This window comes from Shewanella sp. MBTL60-112-B2 (assembly GCF_019655055.1).
GTDB lineage: Bacteria > Pseudomonadota > Gammaproteobacteria > Enterobacterales > Shewanellaceae > Shewanella.
In genome coordinates this window covers 36,076-50,587 of sequence record NZ_BPFA01000036.1, presented here as the reverse complement: position 1 = coordinate 50,587, position 14,512 = coordinate 36,076, and the positions used below count along the sequence as shown (strand labels likewise).

Here is a 14,512-nt window from a genome sequence, read left to right as displayed (position 1 = left end):
ATAAACGCTAATAACTGTTTTAATTCTGCTATAAAAGAATTGGTTGCGGGAGCTGGATTTGAACCAACGACCTTCGGGTTATGAGCCCGACGAGCTACCAAACTGCTCCATCCCGCGTCCATGTTGACGCTAATAACTGTTTTAATTCTGCTATAAAAGAATTGATTACAGAAGCTGAATAACTTTCTATAACAGAACTGGCAACGACCTTCGCCTTTCTTTTATAAAGAGTTGAGTCCGAGTAGCTTTTAAACTGCTCCATCCCGCGTCCGTGTTGACGCTAATAACTGTTTTAATTCTGCTATAAAAGAATTGGTTGCGGGAGCTGGATTTGAACCAACGACCTTCGGGTTATGAGCCCGACGAGCTACCAAACTGCTCCATCCCGCGTCCGTGTTGACGCTAATAACTGTTTTGATTCTGTTATAAAAGAATTGGTTGCGAGAGCTGGATTACTTTCTATAAAAGAACTGGCAACGACCTTCGCCTTTCTTTTATAAAGAGTTGAGTCCGAGTAGCTTTTATACTGCTCCATCCCGCGACAGGATAATAGATGTTTTGATTCTGCTATAAAAGAATTGGTACAACCGAGTGGATTCGAACCACCGACCCCTACCATGTCAAGGTAGTGCTCTAACCAACTGAGCTACGGTTGTATTGGTTGCGGGAGCTGGATTTGAACCAACGACCTTCGGGTTATGAGCCCGACGAGCTACCAAACTGCTCCATCCCGCGACAGGATAATAGATTTTAAACTCTTCTATAAAAGAATTGGTACAACCGAGTGGATTCGAACCACCGACCCCTACCATGTCAAGGTAGTGCTCTAACCAACTGAGCTACGGTTGTACTGCTCAAGAAAATGGTTGCGGGAGCTGGATTTGAACCAACGACCTTCGGGTTATGAGCCCGACGAGCTACCAAACTGCTCCATCCCGCGACTGTGTTCTTGCTGTTCGTTTGGCAGTTGCCTTGGAACGAGCGCTATAGTATGGCGATAGCGTGAATGTTGCAAGTAAAAAAGCACAATTATGTGTTAAGCGGTGATTTGCTGGCCAAGTTGGGCGGTGTTTAATCGTTTTAGGCATTTTTTAAGTAAAACAATTACAAACGAGAATGTTTTTTGCCAAGTTTTAACCCATTTTATTAAGAGAATAATCCCTTAAAGCAACTTTTATCAATATCGCTTTTAGCTCAACTGTCATCCCAACTGCACTAAACATCAAAAAAGCCACTTTATTAGTGGCTCTTTTACCTAGATAGTCTATCCAGATCAGTTCAATACAAGCTTCGGCTTTATTACCATAGGCCTATCATCTATAGGTAGATGCAGTAAAGCCGCAATAAAGGCTAATACAACAGTACTCCACCAAATAGGATCGTAACTGCCATAATAATCATAGATACGACCACCAACCCAGGCACCAAGAAAACTGCCTAGCTGATGAGTAAAGAACACTAAACCATATAGCGTTGATAAGTAGCGCGCCCCAAAAATTTGCCTCACTAAGCCAGAAGTCAGCGGCACAGTGCCAAGCCAACAAAATCCAATCGCCGCGCCAAACACTGCAGCGGTATGGTTAGTCACTGGCAAAGTGACAAAAGCAGCAATAACGACGGTTCTCACTAAATAGAGTGCACTCATTACATAGCGCTTATTAAACCTATCCCCCATGACTCCCCAAAAGTATGAGCCAAAGATGTTAAATATCCCGACATAAGCCAAAGCTAAGGCTGCCGTTGAGCTATCCAAATGCTTATCCGCTAGATAACTGGGTAAATGAGTGGCAATAAACATCACATGAAAACCACAAACAAAAAAGCCCATATGAATAAGCCAGTAATTACGATTAGTACAGGCCTGTTTAAGTGCCTCTATTAAGGTTTGGTCATCTAATTGCTCAGGACTCATTTCAGTTGGCTTAACCGTTTTCATAAATGAAGCAAAGGCAAACATGAAACAGCAAAGCAATGCGAATACCTGTAGTGCAGTCTGCCAGTCAAACTCTGTTAGTAAACTTTGCGCTCCAGGGATCACTGCAAACATACCAAATGAACCTGCTGCCGTAGTTAAGCCAAATGCCTTTGCTGTATGCTCGGCAGGTACTACTTTGGCAACAGCGCCAAGCACCACCACATAACTGGTGGCGCTTAGTCCCAACCCAATCAACATGCTTATAGACACGTAAAACATCTCTGTTGTCGTTGATATTGATGTAAGCAGTAACCCTAAACCATAGACTAATGATCCAAGCATAATGATTCTTTTAGAGCCAAACCTGTCCGCTGCCATCCCCACGAACGGCTGAAATACACCAAACAATAAATTCTGCAACGCAATTGCTAGACTAAAAAACTCACGCCCTTGATCAAAGGTTGTTGAAATCGGCATCATAAAGATCCCAAATGACTGGCGGACTCCAAGACTAATAATAAGAATGCCAATGCCTAACCAGACTAAAACGGGGAAGCGAAAGATACTCATTGGTGTACCTCATTTGCTACATGTGTATTGTCGTTTATTGGTTTAGGGATCTGATGGCAACCTACATCTGTTGCATTAAGGCTAAATGCATCAAGTAAAGGCTTGCAGTAGTGGACCAATATGAGTGTAAAAATTAACAAGGAGGTCATGCGCAGCAGCTGCGCGAATAGAGTTTGAGAACGCATGGATATTGAGGTTGAGAAAAGAAGACGCGCATCCTACAGCGGCGTAAAACATGACACAAATGAATAATCAGAAACAATACTATGCATAGAATGCATGAGAGCTAACTATCACTAATAAAAAACGGCCACTCAACTGAATGCCCGTTTCATTTTTACCCGATGCTCGCCTTGTTATTTAAGGCATAACAGAGAGATTACTTACCCCAAGGGTTAGTTGGATCTTGTGACGCTGCAGGTCGTTTCGAGCCACTGCGACGGTTTTGCGCATAAGAATCTTGTGCTTTGGGTTTATCTTTACCAAAGCGAGGGCGCGAACCATTTTTCTTCATTTCCTTATAGTTTTCCATGGCCTTAGTGCGCATTTCTGCAACTAATTCCACAGTTAACTTTTCAGGTTTACGCGGCACAATACCGTCTGCATAACCACGTTCACGTGGCTTAAGTGCCATTTGTGCTTCATTGCCTTTTGGCATGCGCTTAAAACGGTATAGGTAAAAAGCTTCTACACGTTCCCTCGCCCACTCAGTTTTTTTCAAAAACTTAACGCATGATTCCATATTCGGATTTAAGTTAAAGCATGCCAGTCTAAGAGCGGCGTAAAGCACTTTATAGTCATAAAACTTCACAAGCTCAGTTAGCATAGTTTCAAGTTTTAGGCCGTGAAGCGGGTTGTTCTGTTGATGTTCAATCATGGGGCGTCCAAATATGGCAGAGAAGTAAAGCACAAGCACCGACAAAATGGTCATCATTTAATCAATACTCAAGACCAATCATAACGTTGGTCAATACTGTGCCTTAATAATAACAACAAAAAGCCATTATCACCCACGAAAATCGTTCTAGAAATTCATTTATTTACCAAAACCAACCTGCCTAGCCAATGAATTTGTTTCAATTACGCGCTAAAAAGGGCTGTAACAAGGGCTATAAAGAGGAGGAGATAACATCTGTGTTTAGCAACGCCCACTTATTTTTAGCCACACATTATAAAGCAGCGCATGAGGGAACTGGCCAATTTAGCCAAATTTGGTGTACAGATTAAGAGATAGGTGTGACCTAGCCTTCATAGTTATCAATGACATATTTAAATCAACTAGCCGACATATTATCTTGTCCCAAAATGGCAATCACCAAATTAAGAGAGTGAGCTATGGCTAACATCCATACCCAAGTAAACCAACTTTTACACCTTGCTGGTATGTATCTCACTAAACACGAGATTGAAAACCTTGAGTTTACAGATTTTGGTTTGAATAACTTTAATCAGGAAGGGTTGATCATTCATACCTATGTCAACACTCTGCGGTGCTGCGCTAAAGAGCTCATTATGCTACCTCAGCAAATTTGTCCTGAGCACGTTCACCCGACTATTGGAAAGCAACAAGGTAAAGAAGAAACCTTTCGCTGTCGATATGGAAAAGTAAGTGTGTTTATTGAAGGGAGCAAAACTCCAAAACCTAGTGTTGATCTACCAACAGATATAGACAACTACACAGTGTTTCACGAAGTGGTGTTAGAAAAAGGCCAACAGTTAACCTTAAATCCCAATACAAAGCATTGGTTTAAAGCTCATAGCGAAGGGGCTGTGGTTTCTGAGTTTTCAACGATGTCGAACGATGACGCAGATCTATTTACCAACAAAGAGATTAACCGAGCGAGTCGGATCCGTTTATAAAAGGGCGCAGAAAACCTACGCCCTGTTTGGCAAGTTGCTACTTACGTACTTCTAGAAGTTGATCTACGTTCTGTTGATCCACCACTGTCCAAGGGATGTCATAGCGCTTAGAGTCGCCATTATTCCAATTTAACTGGTCTGCATACTGCTGCCACACACCTGAAGCAGGCTTATACTGCTCTCCAATTATATGACGTAATGCCACATCGATAGAGCCTTGCATCTGACCATTAGCATCTTGCAAAATTGACGTCATTTTGTCACTTTTCACTGCATGCAATGCATCAGTTACACCATCGATACCAGCAATCACATAGTTATCAACAGTGTCACCCGCGCCTTCAATCGCTTCAATTGCACCCAGTGCCATTTCATCGTTTTGGCCAATAACACCATTGATCTTACCATGATGCTTCATCAACCAGTTTTCCATTAAGGTCATACCTTCGGCGCGGGACCAGTTGGCAGTCTTACGCTCAAGTACTTTAACTGCACCCTCAGGGCATTCAGCGATTGCTTTTTCATTACCCTGACCACGTTGAATTTCACCTGATCCGCCCTTTGGTCCCTCAAGAATAACCACGTTACCCTTACAGCCAATTTGCTCCATAATGAACTTAGCTTCTAAGTAACCACCTTCAACGTCATCAGACACCACTTCAGCGGTCATTTGATTGGTATTTAAGCGTGCATTGGTAACAATAACCGGAATACCCGCGTCGTTCGCCATATCCACAACATCGATATTGGCATTAAAATCCATCGGGTTAATGATGATTGCATCATGGTTAGTACGAATAGCTGTTTCAGCCTGGTTATTTTGTACCAAAGCATCATAACGGCCATCATACATAGTGATTTTAACTTCACCCGATTTTACTAACGGATGATTGTATGCCGCTTGCTGCATAAGTTGCACAAACTCAGCCTTCATACCGTACATTAACACCGCAATTTTAATGTCATCTTTAGCAAATGCAGCCCCAGAAGATAACGCTAATGTACTGCCGAGTAATGTAGAGATAATGGTTTTTTTCATTTTAGTCATGCCCTTTTCTTTTATTTTTATCGCGACTCTTTTTAAAGAGTTTGCTTTCAACCTGCGTGTTTTCAACAAGATATTTAACGTCTATCTTTTAACGAGACTGCTTTCTAGATGGGTCAAGCATTACTGCAGCAACAATAAGCAAGCCTTTAATGATCTGTTGGTAGTAAGACTGAACGCCGAGTAAATCAAGGCCGTTATTCATCACACCAATAATCAGCACGCCAAACAAGGTGCCCGTCAGTGTGCCGAGTCCACCAGCCATAGAAGTACCACCAATAACTACGGCAGCAATGGCATCAAGCTCATAGCCAAAACCCGCGCTTGTTTGAGCAGAACCCGTACGAGCTGTCAAAATTAAACCAGCAATTGCAGCCATTACGCCACATAGGGTGTAAACCGCCACCTTGACCTTATGCACGTCAATACCTGATGTTTGAGCCGATTTTTCATTACCCCCGACCGCAAATACATAACGACCAAACACCGTCTTATTCAGTAGGAACCAGGCCGCAACAAAAATCACAGCAAAGATAACCACAGGAGTAGGAATGCCAAAGGTGTAGCTATTACCTAATGCTCTGAAACCTCTATCAAGCGAGGATACTGGGTTGCCATCGGTTGTTAACATCGTCATACCGCGGGCAACAGACAGCATCCCCATGGTCACGATAAAGGCTTGCAGACGGAATTTTGAAATAATGTAGCCGTTTAAAAAGCCACAAATGGCACCGATACAAATAGCCACCATGAGCGGTAGTAAAATAGGTGAATCAAAACCACCAATCAGCATACTTTCTGAGGTTGTCACAAAGCGGGCGGCAACAATCCCCGCAAGCGCCAATACTGAGCCCACAGATAAATCGACACCGGCAACAATAATTACAAACGTCATACCCACAGCCAAAATGCCATTGATAGAAACTTGACGTAAAACCGACAACAAATTGCCTTGTGTTAAGAAATAATTACTATCCCACATGCCATTATGGATACAGACTTCACCTAATACGGCGATGGTCGCGCAAATAAACAAAAACGCTAATACGATGCCGTATTTATGTAATAGTGGTTTTAGTCGAGTAATGGGTAATCTCAGACTCTTATCTGTAGCAACAGATGTATTCATTTTTTATATCCTAAGAAGCAAGACTTAATAACAGTTGTTGGGTGGCTTCAGCCTGCGACAGCTCGCTGACTAATTCACCATTTTTAAATACAATAATGCGGTCACTCATGCCGATTATTTCTGGCAATTCAGAAGACACCATGATGATCCCCTTCCCTTGCAGAGCTTGTTCAGACATGTATTTGTAGATCTCTTTTTTCGCGCCTACATCAATACCGCGTGTTGGCTCATCGAGCATAAGCAGTTGTGGGTTGGTTAATGACCAGCGACCAAGCACTACCTTTTGTTGATTGCCACCAGAAAGGTTGCCAACGATTTGCTCTTTATTGGGCGTTTTAATCTTAAATAGGTCGATCATTGATTCGATTCGCTGCTTCTCTTGTTTTTCATTCACAACAAAAGAAGTTGAGCATTGCTCAAGCGAAGAGATTGAGATGTTGTCACCTACAGAGCTACTCAATACTAAACCTGACGATTTTCTGTCTTCGGTGACATATGCCATACCAGACTTTATCGCTTGTCTAGGCTTAAGTTTTTTGAACTCTTTATCGTTAAAGTAGATAGTGCCACTTGAAAATTCATCAACGCCAAAAATAGCATTAAGGACTTCAGAACGGCCTGAACCCACTAACCCATAAATCCCGAGGATCTCGCCTTTATTGACCGAGAATGAAATATCATTGAATTTATTTGATGTTAGATTTTTCACTTCTAACAGCTTTTGTTCGCTAGGCTGATTGAACTTTGAAAACTCTTCGTTGATCTGACCACCAATGATCCGCTCAATAAGATGCTCTCGAGTAATCTCATCGATTAGGCCTTCACTGATATAGGTTCCGTCCCTAAACACTGTGTAATGGCTGCAGTTTTCAAAGATTTCAGATAATCGATGTGAGACATAGACAATGCCTTTCCCCTTAGCTGCAAGTGACTTAATCGCTTTAAATAGCTTCTTAGAGTCTTCTTCGCCAATGGCTGATGTCGGTTCATCTAAAAATACAATATTGGCATTGGAGTGTGACAACGCCTTGGCAATTTCTACCAATTGTTGATGGGCAACACTTAACGTGTGGAGCATGGCATTAACCGGAATATCAAACTCCAATTCATCCATAAGAGCCTGAGCTCTTTGGTTGAGTGTTTTAAAATCCACAATCCCAAAACGATTACGCGGCTCTTGCCCAAGATAGATGTTTTCAGCAACGGTAAGGTTTGGGATCATGCTCAGCTCTTGCTGAACAATGGTGATCCCTGCTGCTATGGCTTCTTTAGCATTAGCGAACACTTTAGGCTCGCCATTAACCATGATGCTGCCTTCATCTGGCTGCAAAAAACCCATCACAATGCTTAGGAAAGTACTTTTACCAGCGCCGTTACCACCACATAAGGCATGGATTTCACCCGCATTAAGGGTGAAGTTAATATGCTTAAGCGCTTTCACTTCACCAAAAGATTTTTTAACCGAGTTGACCGACAATAAAGCTGGAGCACTCATTAGCACTGCCCCTGTAATTGTGGATATTGATTATTTAACGTAGACACATATCTTTGATACGCTAATTGGTAAGCTGCAACGTTATTAGCTATAGGTAAAGTACGGCTAGTTTCATCAAGCACGATGAGCTCATCAATGGCATCAAAGCTAATTACACCAGTAAGCGCCCAACTTGCTTGAATGGCTGCACCAAGGGCTGCGGCTTCTTCAACTTCTGGACAAATCACTTCACAGTTCATTGCATCGGCAACCATTTGTCGCCAATGAGCGGACTTTGCGCCGCCGCCAATTAATCTGATCTGCTCAATGCTGATCCCAGCATCACGCAGTAACTCTAAACCGTATTTCAGGCCAAAGGTGGCGCCTTCAACCACAGCACGCACTAAATTGTCACGGGTAAAGTTGGCCGCATCTAAACCATGGATAGATGCTTTCCCGTCTGGTAATGCAGGCACGCGCTCGCCGTTAAAGAACTGCAAGAAACTGATATTGCCAGCACCGATCTCAGAGGCGTCAAGTGATTGATTAAACTCAATCAGATCCATATTGAGTACGTCTTGCACTAGGCTAGTGGCGGAGGTCACATTCATGGTACAAATAAGCGGCATCCAACCATTTGAGCTTGAACAGAAATTGGCAATACTCGGATGCTTTAACACCACAGGTGTGTCAGAGAAGGTATAGATAGTGCCAGATGTACCAAGCGACATAGTGATGATGCCATTTTTGACGTTACCGGTACCGATAGCGCCCATCATGTTATCGCCACCGCCAGATGACACCACAACGTTATCACTTAAACCTAAACGTTCTTTTGCCTGACCTATCACCACACCAGCGGCCTTTTCCGCGCAGTGTAGTGCTGGCAACGCGTTAAAAAGATTGCCACTAGGATCGATAAGCGCGCACACCTCCTCATTCCAGCAACGATTACGCACATCGAATAAACCTGTGCCAGAAGCATCACCATAGTCGGCGCTGAACTCACCGGTTAACCAGAAATTAAGGTAATCGTGAGGCAGTAAAATATGGGCAATCTTGGCAAAGTTTTCAGGCTCATGCAGCTTCATCCAGAGGATCTTTGAAGCCGTGTAGCCAGTTTCAACTCTAAGGCCTAACTTGTCGATACACGCCTGTTCACCACCTAGCATCTGCAATAATTGTGCATTCTCTGGGGCGGTTTCAGTGTCACACCAAAGTTTGGCTGGGCGAATGACTTCACTCTGCTTATCTAAAGCGACTAGGCCATGTTGCTGGCCCGACACCCCTATGGCTTTAATCAACTTAGGGTCAATATTCGCCGTAATTACCGCTTGTTCAAAAGCCGTTATTAAAGCATCAAGCCACCAACTTGGCAGCTGCTCACGTCGGCCATTGGATTCAGAGATCAATTCATGGGGAGCTGAACATTCAGCCAACACGCAAGATGTGTCGAGATCAACCAGAATGACCTTAGTGCCCTGTGTGCCACAATCGACACCCGCGACAATATTCATCCGTTACTCCATCTCAATCATAATCTTCACATCTGAAGGATTGGCTTCTATCGCTCTAGCGTAGGCCTCAAGTGAGTCTTCAAACTTAAACGTTTTGCTGATTAACGGTTTAACGTTTAACTTGCCAGAAGCGATAAGGTTGATGGTTTTAGGGTACATATTGGCGTAACGGAAGATGGTCTTGAAGGTGATCTCTTTCACCTGAGCCGCAACAATGTCGAATTTAACTGGTTCAACAGGCATACCCACTAAAACAACCGTGCCATTTGGCGCTACATGCTCACATATACGAGTGATAACCGCTTCAACGCCGCAACACTCAAACACTACATTAACGCCACGACCGCCAGTTTTAGCCGCAACAATCTTAGCCACATCTTGGCTTAAGCTATTAACCACGGTAATGCCGTCATAATCATTAATCGTTGCTAGCTTTTCATTGACTACATCAACCACGATGACTTCAGCGCAGCCACTCGCAAGTGCTGATAGCGCGCACATAACACCAATCGTCCCCGCGCCGTAAACTAAGCCTATATCACCGGGTTTGATTTCAGCTTTTGTCGCAGCCTGCATGCCAATAGCTAAAGGCTCGACCATGGCACCTTCTGCATAGCTCATATGCTCAGGAATTTTAAAGGTGAACGCTGCAGGATGAACAACGTACTCAGAGCAGCAACCATCATAAGGAGGTGTAGCCCAAAACTGTACATCTGGGTCTAAGTTATAGATCCCTTCCATGGTTTCTGCAGACTGTGGCTGAGGAATACCCGGTTCCATACACACTCGGTCACCTTCTTTAAGGTGCTTAACATTGCTACCCACCGCGGTGACGATACCAGCCGCTTCATGACCAAGGATCATCGGCTTTTCAACGACAAAGTGACCAATGCGACCATGAGATAAGTAATGAACGTCTGATCCACAAATGCCAACGGCTTGAATTTTGATCTTTACGTCATGTGCGCCAACATGTTCTGGAGTGGCAATCTCTTTTAATACCAGTTCATTGATTTGTTCAAGTACCAGAGCTTTCATGTAATGCTTCCCTTTTGATATTTAATGTTATCGATATCATTAACACTTTTAATTAAGATAATCTTTTGCGGTAATGACGACTGCGTTTTAACTCACAAAATCTGCGGGATGCAGCCAAGACAATGGAAATAACTGTTTTCATTTTTAAAAACAATCAGCAACCACTAATATTTACAAGTGCACATTAATGACATCGATAACATTTAATTACTGTTATAATGACAAAAACTCAAATATGATTGCCGACAGAACATTAGATAACCGACTAAGGCGTTTGCTCGTTTCACCGCTCAGCTATATCAAGCAAGCGGTAACTTCAGCCCAGAGAATAAGATGAAAAAAATTAAGCTAGCAGACATAGCTAAAGTTGCTAATGTATCGTCAATTACGGTGAGTCGAGCCCTATCGACACCAGAGAAAGTAAAGCCAGATACTTGTGAGAAGATCCAAAAGATAGCTAAAGAGATGGGCTACATTCCCAACTTTATGGCCAAAGGGTTAAAGTCTCGCTCGCAAACCATCGGCGTGATCGTGCCAACTATCATCAACCCGTTTTTCGCCAGCGCGGTAAAGTCCATTATCCGCAGTGCCAACAAAACCGGTTATAACTGCTTATTCTTTAGCTCTGATGAATCACAAGAAATGGAGCAAAATGCGGTTAATACCCTAATGAGCTATAACATTGACGGTATTATCATTGCGGTGATCTCAGAAGATGAGCATTACACTCCAGATTACTTTGCCACCTTAAAGAAGTTATCTATTCCTGTGGTGTTACTAGACAGACACATTGAAGCGCCCCATGTCTGCGGCGTGTATTTAGATAACATTGACTCAGGTTACAAGTTGGGTAAAGAAGTCATATCAAAAGATTACCAACGGGTATTAATAGTCTCAGGCTCAGCAAACTCCAAAGTCGCCAACTCAAGGCTTGCTGGACTAAAAATGGCTGCAGAAGAAGCAGACTCAAATATTCAAGTTGATGTGATAAAAGCAGACTTTAATACTGAGCTCGCTAAACAATTAGTAGAACAGTATCTTACAGAGAAAAAGCCAGATGCCATTATTGGGTTAAACAACCAAATCACCTTAGGCGCCCTAGAAGCCTGTGTGCAGCACAACTACCGCCTAGGTACTGATATTCATTTTTACAGCATTGATGAAATCAAAACAGCAACTCATTTTGGGATCTCTATACCTTGTATTAGGCATGATGTTGAAGAATTTGGTTACCATGCGGTAACCCAGCTTATTCGTGCAATTGAAACTGAAGACTGCAACAAGCTGTCTGATATCATCATTAGAGGAACAGTCGTCAAATAGCCGTCCGACTTCCCGCTAATGCCTGCATGTACTAATAATACGCGATACCCTTCGCTATAAAAGCGTCGTCAACGATGAAAACAAGGCCTATCAAATAAATAAGCCTTGATTCATCGCATGATTGCTCGACATCTAAGCACCTACCTCTGTATAATCCGCGGCTGTTTTGCCTCTCGAACAGGATTAGTCTCACTAACCTGTTAGCGTCTTTGGCTTTCACTTTATATTATTCACTCAGGATACTCTTTTGATTTCTACCGCAAATATTACGATGCAGTTTGGCCCAGAGCCATTATTCGAAAACATTTCCGCTAAGTTCGGTAACGGCAATCGCTACGGCTTAATCGGCGCAAATGGTTGTGGTAAATCCACCTTTATGAAGATCCTCAGTGGCGAGCTTGCACCGACTTCAGGTAATGTTTCAATTACCCCTGGTCAAAAAGTCGGTACCTTGAGCCAGAACCAGTTCGCATTTGAAGAATACAGCGTTATTGACGCGGTAATTCAAGGCGATACAAAACTGTGGGAAATCAAGCAAGAACGTGAGCGTATCTATTCACTGCCAGAAATGAGCGAAGAAGATGGTATGAAAGTGGGCGAACTTGAAAGTGAGTTTGCTGAAATGGACGGTTACAGTGCTGAAAGCCGTGCAGGTGAAATCCTACTTGAAGCCGGTATCGAAGAAGAGTTCCATTTTGGCTTAATGAGTCAAGTCGCACCCGGTTTTAAATTGCGTGTACTACTGGCACAGGCATTGTTCTCAAATCCAGATATCTTGCTACTGGACGAACCAACCAACAACTTGGATATTCATACCATTAACTGGTTGGCTGAAGAGCTAAACAAACGTAAGTGCACCATGATCATCATTTCGCACGACAGACACTTCTTAAACACTGTTTGTACCCATATGGCGGATATTGATTACGGCGAGCTACGTATTTACCCTGGTAACTACGAGTACTTCATGGAAGCATCTTCACTTATTCAAGAGCAGTTGCTTGCGGGTAACGCTAAGAAAAGTGCTGAAATGACCGAACTTCAAGACTTCGTTAACCGTTTCGGTGCTAACGCGTCTAAAGCGAAGCAAGCGAGTTCTCGTGCTAAGAAGCTAGAAAAAATCAGCTTAGATGAAGTTAAATCTTCAAGCCGTATGACACCATCACTGCGTTTCGATGATGGCAAGAAGATGCACCGTCAGGCGCTTATTCTTGAAAACGTTGGTCACGGTTTTGACGGCGAAACCCTATTTGAAGGCGGCGAGTTAATCCTTGAAGCTGGCGCTAAGCTTGCCGTTATTGGTGAGAACGGTGTGGGTAAATCAACCTTCTTACGTTGTTTAGTAAATGAATTACAAAACAACCATGGCGTAATCAAATGGTCTGAAAACGCGTCTATCGGCTATTGCCCACAAGACAGCAGCAAAGACTTTGACAATGACCTTAGCCTATTTGATTGGATGTCTCAGTGGCGCCTTCCAAAGCATAACGACCTAATGGTACGTGGCATGCTAGGCCGTCTATTATTTACAGAAGACGACATCAACAAGAAAGCGCGTAACTGTTCTGGTGGTGAGAAAAACCGTCTGTTATTCGGTAAGTTAATGATGATGGACATCAACGTACTGGTAATGGATGAGCCAACTAACCACATGGATATGGAAGCGATCGAAGCGTTAAATAATGCGCTTAAAGTGTATGAAGGTACGCTGATTTTCGTTAGCCACGACCGTGAGTTTGTTTCATCTTTGGCAACGCGTATTATCGATGTTAAAAACAAGAAGCTAGTTAACTTCCAGGGTACCTTCAATGAGTACATGGCAAGTCAGGCTGAAAATGAAGCCAAGAAGAACGCTTAATTGATAACTGGGCATGCCATCAAGCATGTCTTGTCAGTCCAATGAAAAAAATGGCGCTAACCTTGACGGTCAGCGCCATTTTTTATGTAAACCATTAAGGTCAGAATTTAACTTCACCTTCTAGCTAAAGCCTATTGATGCTCAAGATGATATTGATATAAACCTTCAATATCAGCGCTACACATTAATGGCATGGCACCTTTTAGTTTCTCCAGCGGCCAATCCCACCACTTTATCTGTAACAGCTGAGCAATTAACTCTGGCTCGAACCTCAGCTTAACCAGCTTGTTACTGCCGACCACCACGCTATAAGGCGCTACATCTTTAGTAATCACTGCACGCGCGCCAATCACCGCGCCGTCACCAATTGTCACGCCAGGCATGATCATCGCCTCAGAGCCAATCCACACATCGTTGCCGATAACAGTGTTGCCCGCACGCTCAAAACCACTGTTAACCCCATCACCAAAGGTCTCTTGGGAAAACGGATAGGTTGAAATCCAGTCCAGTCGATGGCCCTGGTTACCCGCCAGCATAAAACACGCACCAGAAGCGATTGAACAGAACTTGCCGATAATCAGCTTATCAACTTCGCCAAATACCCCGGCCTCCCACACATCTATGGTTGAGCCATCACCCAGCAAATAGCGCACAGCTTGATCTTCAAAAGATTTGCCGTGATAAAAGCCAGAGTAATATGAGTACTCACCCACTTCAATATTGGGGTTAACGACTTGCTCTTTAAGCTTTTTAGAGTCAAGCCAACTGGTGAACTGGTTCATT

At 43.3% G+C, this 14,512-nt stretch carries 11 protein-coding genes and 6 tRNA genes; 3 read left to right on the top strand and 14 right to left on the bottom strand.

Annotated elements, in window-relative coordinates:
• Positions 1-40: 40 nt before the first annotated feature.
• From K5Q73_RS18495 to K5Q73_RS18460, 8 genes are all read right to left on the bottom strand, one after another.
• Positions 41-117, bottom strand: a tRNA-Met gene (locus tag K5Q73_RS18495).
• A gap of 196 nt (positions 118-313) precedes the next feature.
• A tRNA-Met gene (locus tag K5Q73_RS18490) sits at positions 314-390 on the bottom strand.
• 189 nt (positions 391-579) lie between these two features.
• Positions 580-656, bottom strand: a tRNA-Val gene (locus K5Q73_RS18485).
• Between the two features lie 2 nt (positions 657-658).
• A tRNA-Met gene (locus K5Q73_RS18480) sits at positions 659-735 on the bottom strand.
• 37 nt (positions 736-772) lie between these two features.
• Positions 773-849, bottom strand: a tRNA-Val gene (locus tag K5Q73_RS18475).
• 14 nt (positions 850-863) lie between these two features.
• Positions 864-940: transfer RNA gene (locus tag K5Q73_RS18470), tRNA-Met, on the bottom strand.
• Positions 941-1,273: 333 nt separating this feature from the next.
• Positions 1,274-2,485, bottom strand: a complete 1,212-nt coding sequence (locus K5Q73_RS18465) for an MFS transporter (RefSeq protein WP_220763179.1) — start codon at positions 2,483-2,485, stop codon at positions 1,274-1,276.
• A gap of 379 nt (positions 2,486-2,864) precedes the next feature.
• Positions 2,865-3,362 (bottom strand): VF530 family DNA-binding protein, encoded by a 498-nt coding sequence (locus K5Q73_RS18460; RefSeq protein ID WP_220763177.1) that lies wholly within the window; start codon positions 3,360-3,362, stop codon positions 2,865-2,867.
• A 458-nt stretch (positions 3,363-3,820) separates the two neighbouring features.
• Here K5Q73_RS18460 and K5Q73_RS18455 point away from each other — a divergent pair, with 458 nt between their 5' ends.
• Positions 3,821-4,345: a D-lyxose/D-mannose family sugar isomerase gene (locus K5Q73_RS18455; protein ID WP_220763175.1), complete on the top strand. Its 525-nt coding sequence runs from the start codon at positions 3,821-3,823 to the stop codon at positions 4,343-4,345.
• A gap of 37 nt (positions 4,346-4,382) precedes the next feature.
• Here K5Q73_RS18455 and K5Q73_RS18450 read toward each other — a convergent pair whose 3' ends face one another.
• The 5 genes from K5Q73_RS18450 to K5Q73_RS18430 form a co-directional block, all read right to left on the bottom strand.
• Positions 4,383-5,384, bottom strand: coding sequence for a substrate-binding domain-containing protein (locus K5Q73_RS18450; RefSeq protein WP_220763191.1), 1,002 nt, complete (start codon positions 5,382-5,384; stop codon positions 4,383-4,385).
• 97 nt (positions 5,385-5,481) lie between these two features.
• On the bottom strand, positions 5,482-6,519 hold the full coding sequence (locus K5Q73_RS18445; RefSeq protein ID WP_220763167.1) for an ABC transporter permease: 1,038 nt from the start codon (positions 6,517-6,519) through the stop codon (positions 5,482-5,484).
• A 10-nt stretch (positions 6,520-6,529) separates the two neighbouring features.
• Positions 6,530-8,014, bottom strand: a complete 1,485-nt coding sequence (locus tag K5Q73_RS18440; protein ID WP_220763166.1) for a sugar ABC transporter ATP-binding protein — start codon at positions 8,012-8,014, stop codon at positions 6,530-6,532.
• Positions 8,014-9,510: a xylulokinase gene (xylB, locus tag K5Q73_RS18435; protein WP_220763164.1), complete on the bottom strand. Its 1,497-nt coding sequence runs from the start codon at positions 9,508-9,510 to the stop codon at positions 8,014-8,016. Before xylB ends, K5Q73_RS18440 begins: the two co-directional genes overlap by 1 nt.
• 3 nt (positions 9,511-9,513) lie before the next feature.
• Positions 9,514-10,548 (bottom strand): NAD(P)-dependent alcohol dehydrogenase, encoded by a 1,035-nt coding sequence (locus tag K5Q73_RS18430; protein ID WP_220763162.1) that lies wholly within the window; start codon positions 10,546-10,548, stop codon positions 9,514-9,516.
• Between the two features lie 333 nt (positions 10,549-10,881).
• On the opposite strand from K5Q73_RS18430, the gene K5Q73_RS18425 reads away from it, so the two are divergent.
• Together K5Q73_RS18425 and K5Q73_RS18420 are read left to right on the top strand one after the other, a co-directional pair.
• Entirely contained in the window at positions 10,882-11,871 is a 990-nt protein-coding gene (locus tag K5Q73_RS18425; protein ID WP_220763160.1) for a LacI family DNA-binding transcriptional regulator, read from the top strand.
• A gap of 247 nt (positions 11,872-12,118) precedes the next feature.
• Entirely contained in the window at positions 12,119-13,729 is a 1,611-nt protein-coding gene (locus tag K5Q73_RS18420; RefSeq protein ID WP_220763158.1) for an ABC-F family ATPase, read from the top strand.
• 131 nt (positions 13,730-13,860) lie between these two features.
• On the opposite strand, the gene K5Q73_RS18415 is transcribed toward K5Q73_RS18420, so the two are convergent.
• Positions 13,861-14,511 (bottom strand): CatB-related O-acetyltransferase, encoded by a 651-nt coding sequence (locus K5Q73_RS18415; protein WP_220763156.1) that lies wholly within the window; start codon positions 14,509-14,511, stop codon positions 13,861-13,863.
• Position 14,512: the final 1 nt, after the last annotated feature.

Coding starts and splice junctions, on each gene's coding strand:
- K5Q73_RS18465 (WP_220763179.1), bottom strand. CDS start 2,485: ATGAGTATCTTTCGCTTCCCCGTTTTAGTCTGGTTAGGCATTGGCATT.
- K5Q73_RS18460 (WP_220763177.1), bottom strand. CDS start 3,362: ATGATTGAACATCAACAGAACAACCCGCTTCACGGCCTAAAACTTGAA.
- K5Q73_RS18455 (WP_220763175.1), top strand. CDS start 3,821: ATGGCTAACATCCATACCCAAGTAAACCAACTTTTACACCTTGCTGGT.
- K5Q73_RS18450 (WP_220763191.1), bottom strand. CDS start 5,384: ATGAAAAAAACCATTATCTCTACATTACTCGGCAGTACATTAGCGTTA.
- K5Q73_RS18445 (WP_220763167.1), bottom strand. CDS start 6,519: ATGAATACATCTGTTGCTACAGATAAGAGTCTGAGATTACCCATTACT.
- K5Q73_RS18440 (WP_220763166.1), bottom strand. CDS start 8,014: ATGAGTGCTCCAGCTTTATTGTCGGTCAACTCGGTTAAAAAATCTTTT.
- xylB (WP_220763164.1), bottom strand. CDS start 9,510: ATGAATATTGTCGCGGGTGTCGATTGTGGCACACAGGGCACTAAGGTC.
- K5Q73_RS18430 (WP_220763162.1), bottom strand. CDS start 10,548: ATGAAAGCTCTGGTACTTGAACAAATCAATGAACTGGTATTAAAAGAG.
- K5Q73_RS18425 (WP_220763160.1), top strand. CDS start 10,882: ATGAAAAAAATTAAGCTAGCAGACATAGCTAAAGTTGCTAATGTATCG.
- K5Q73_RS18415 (WP_220763156.1), bottom strand. CDS start 14,511: ATGAACCAGTTCACCAGTTGGCTTGACTCTAAAAAGCTTAAAGAGCAA.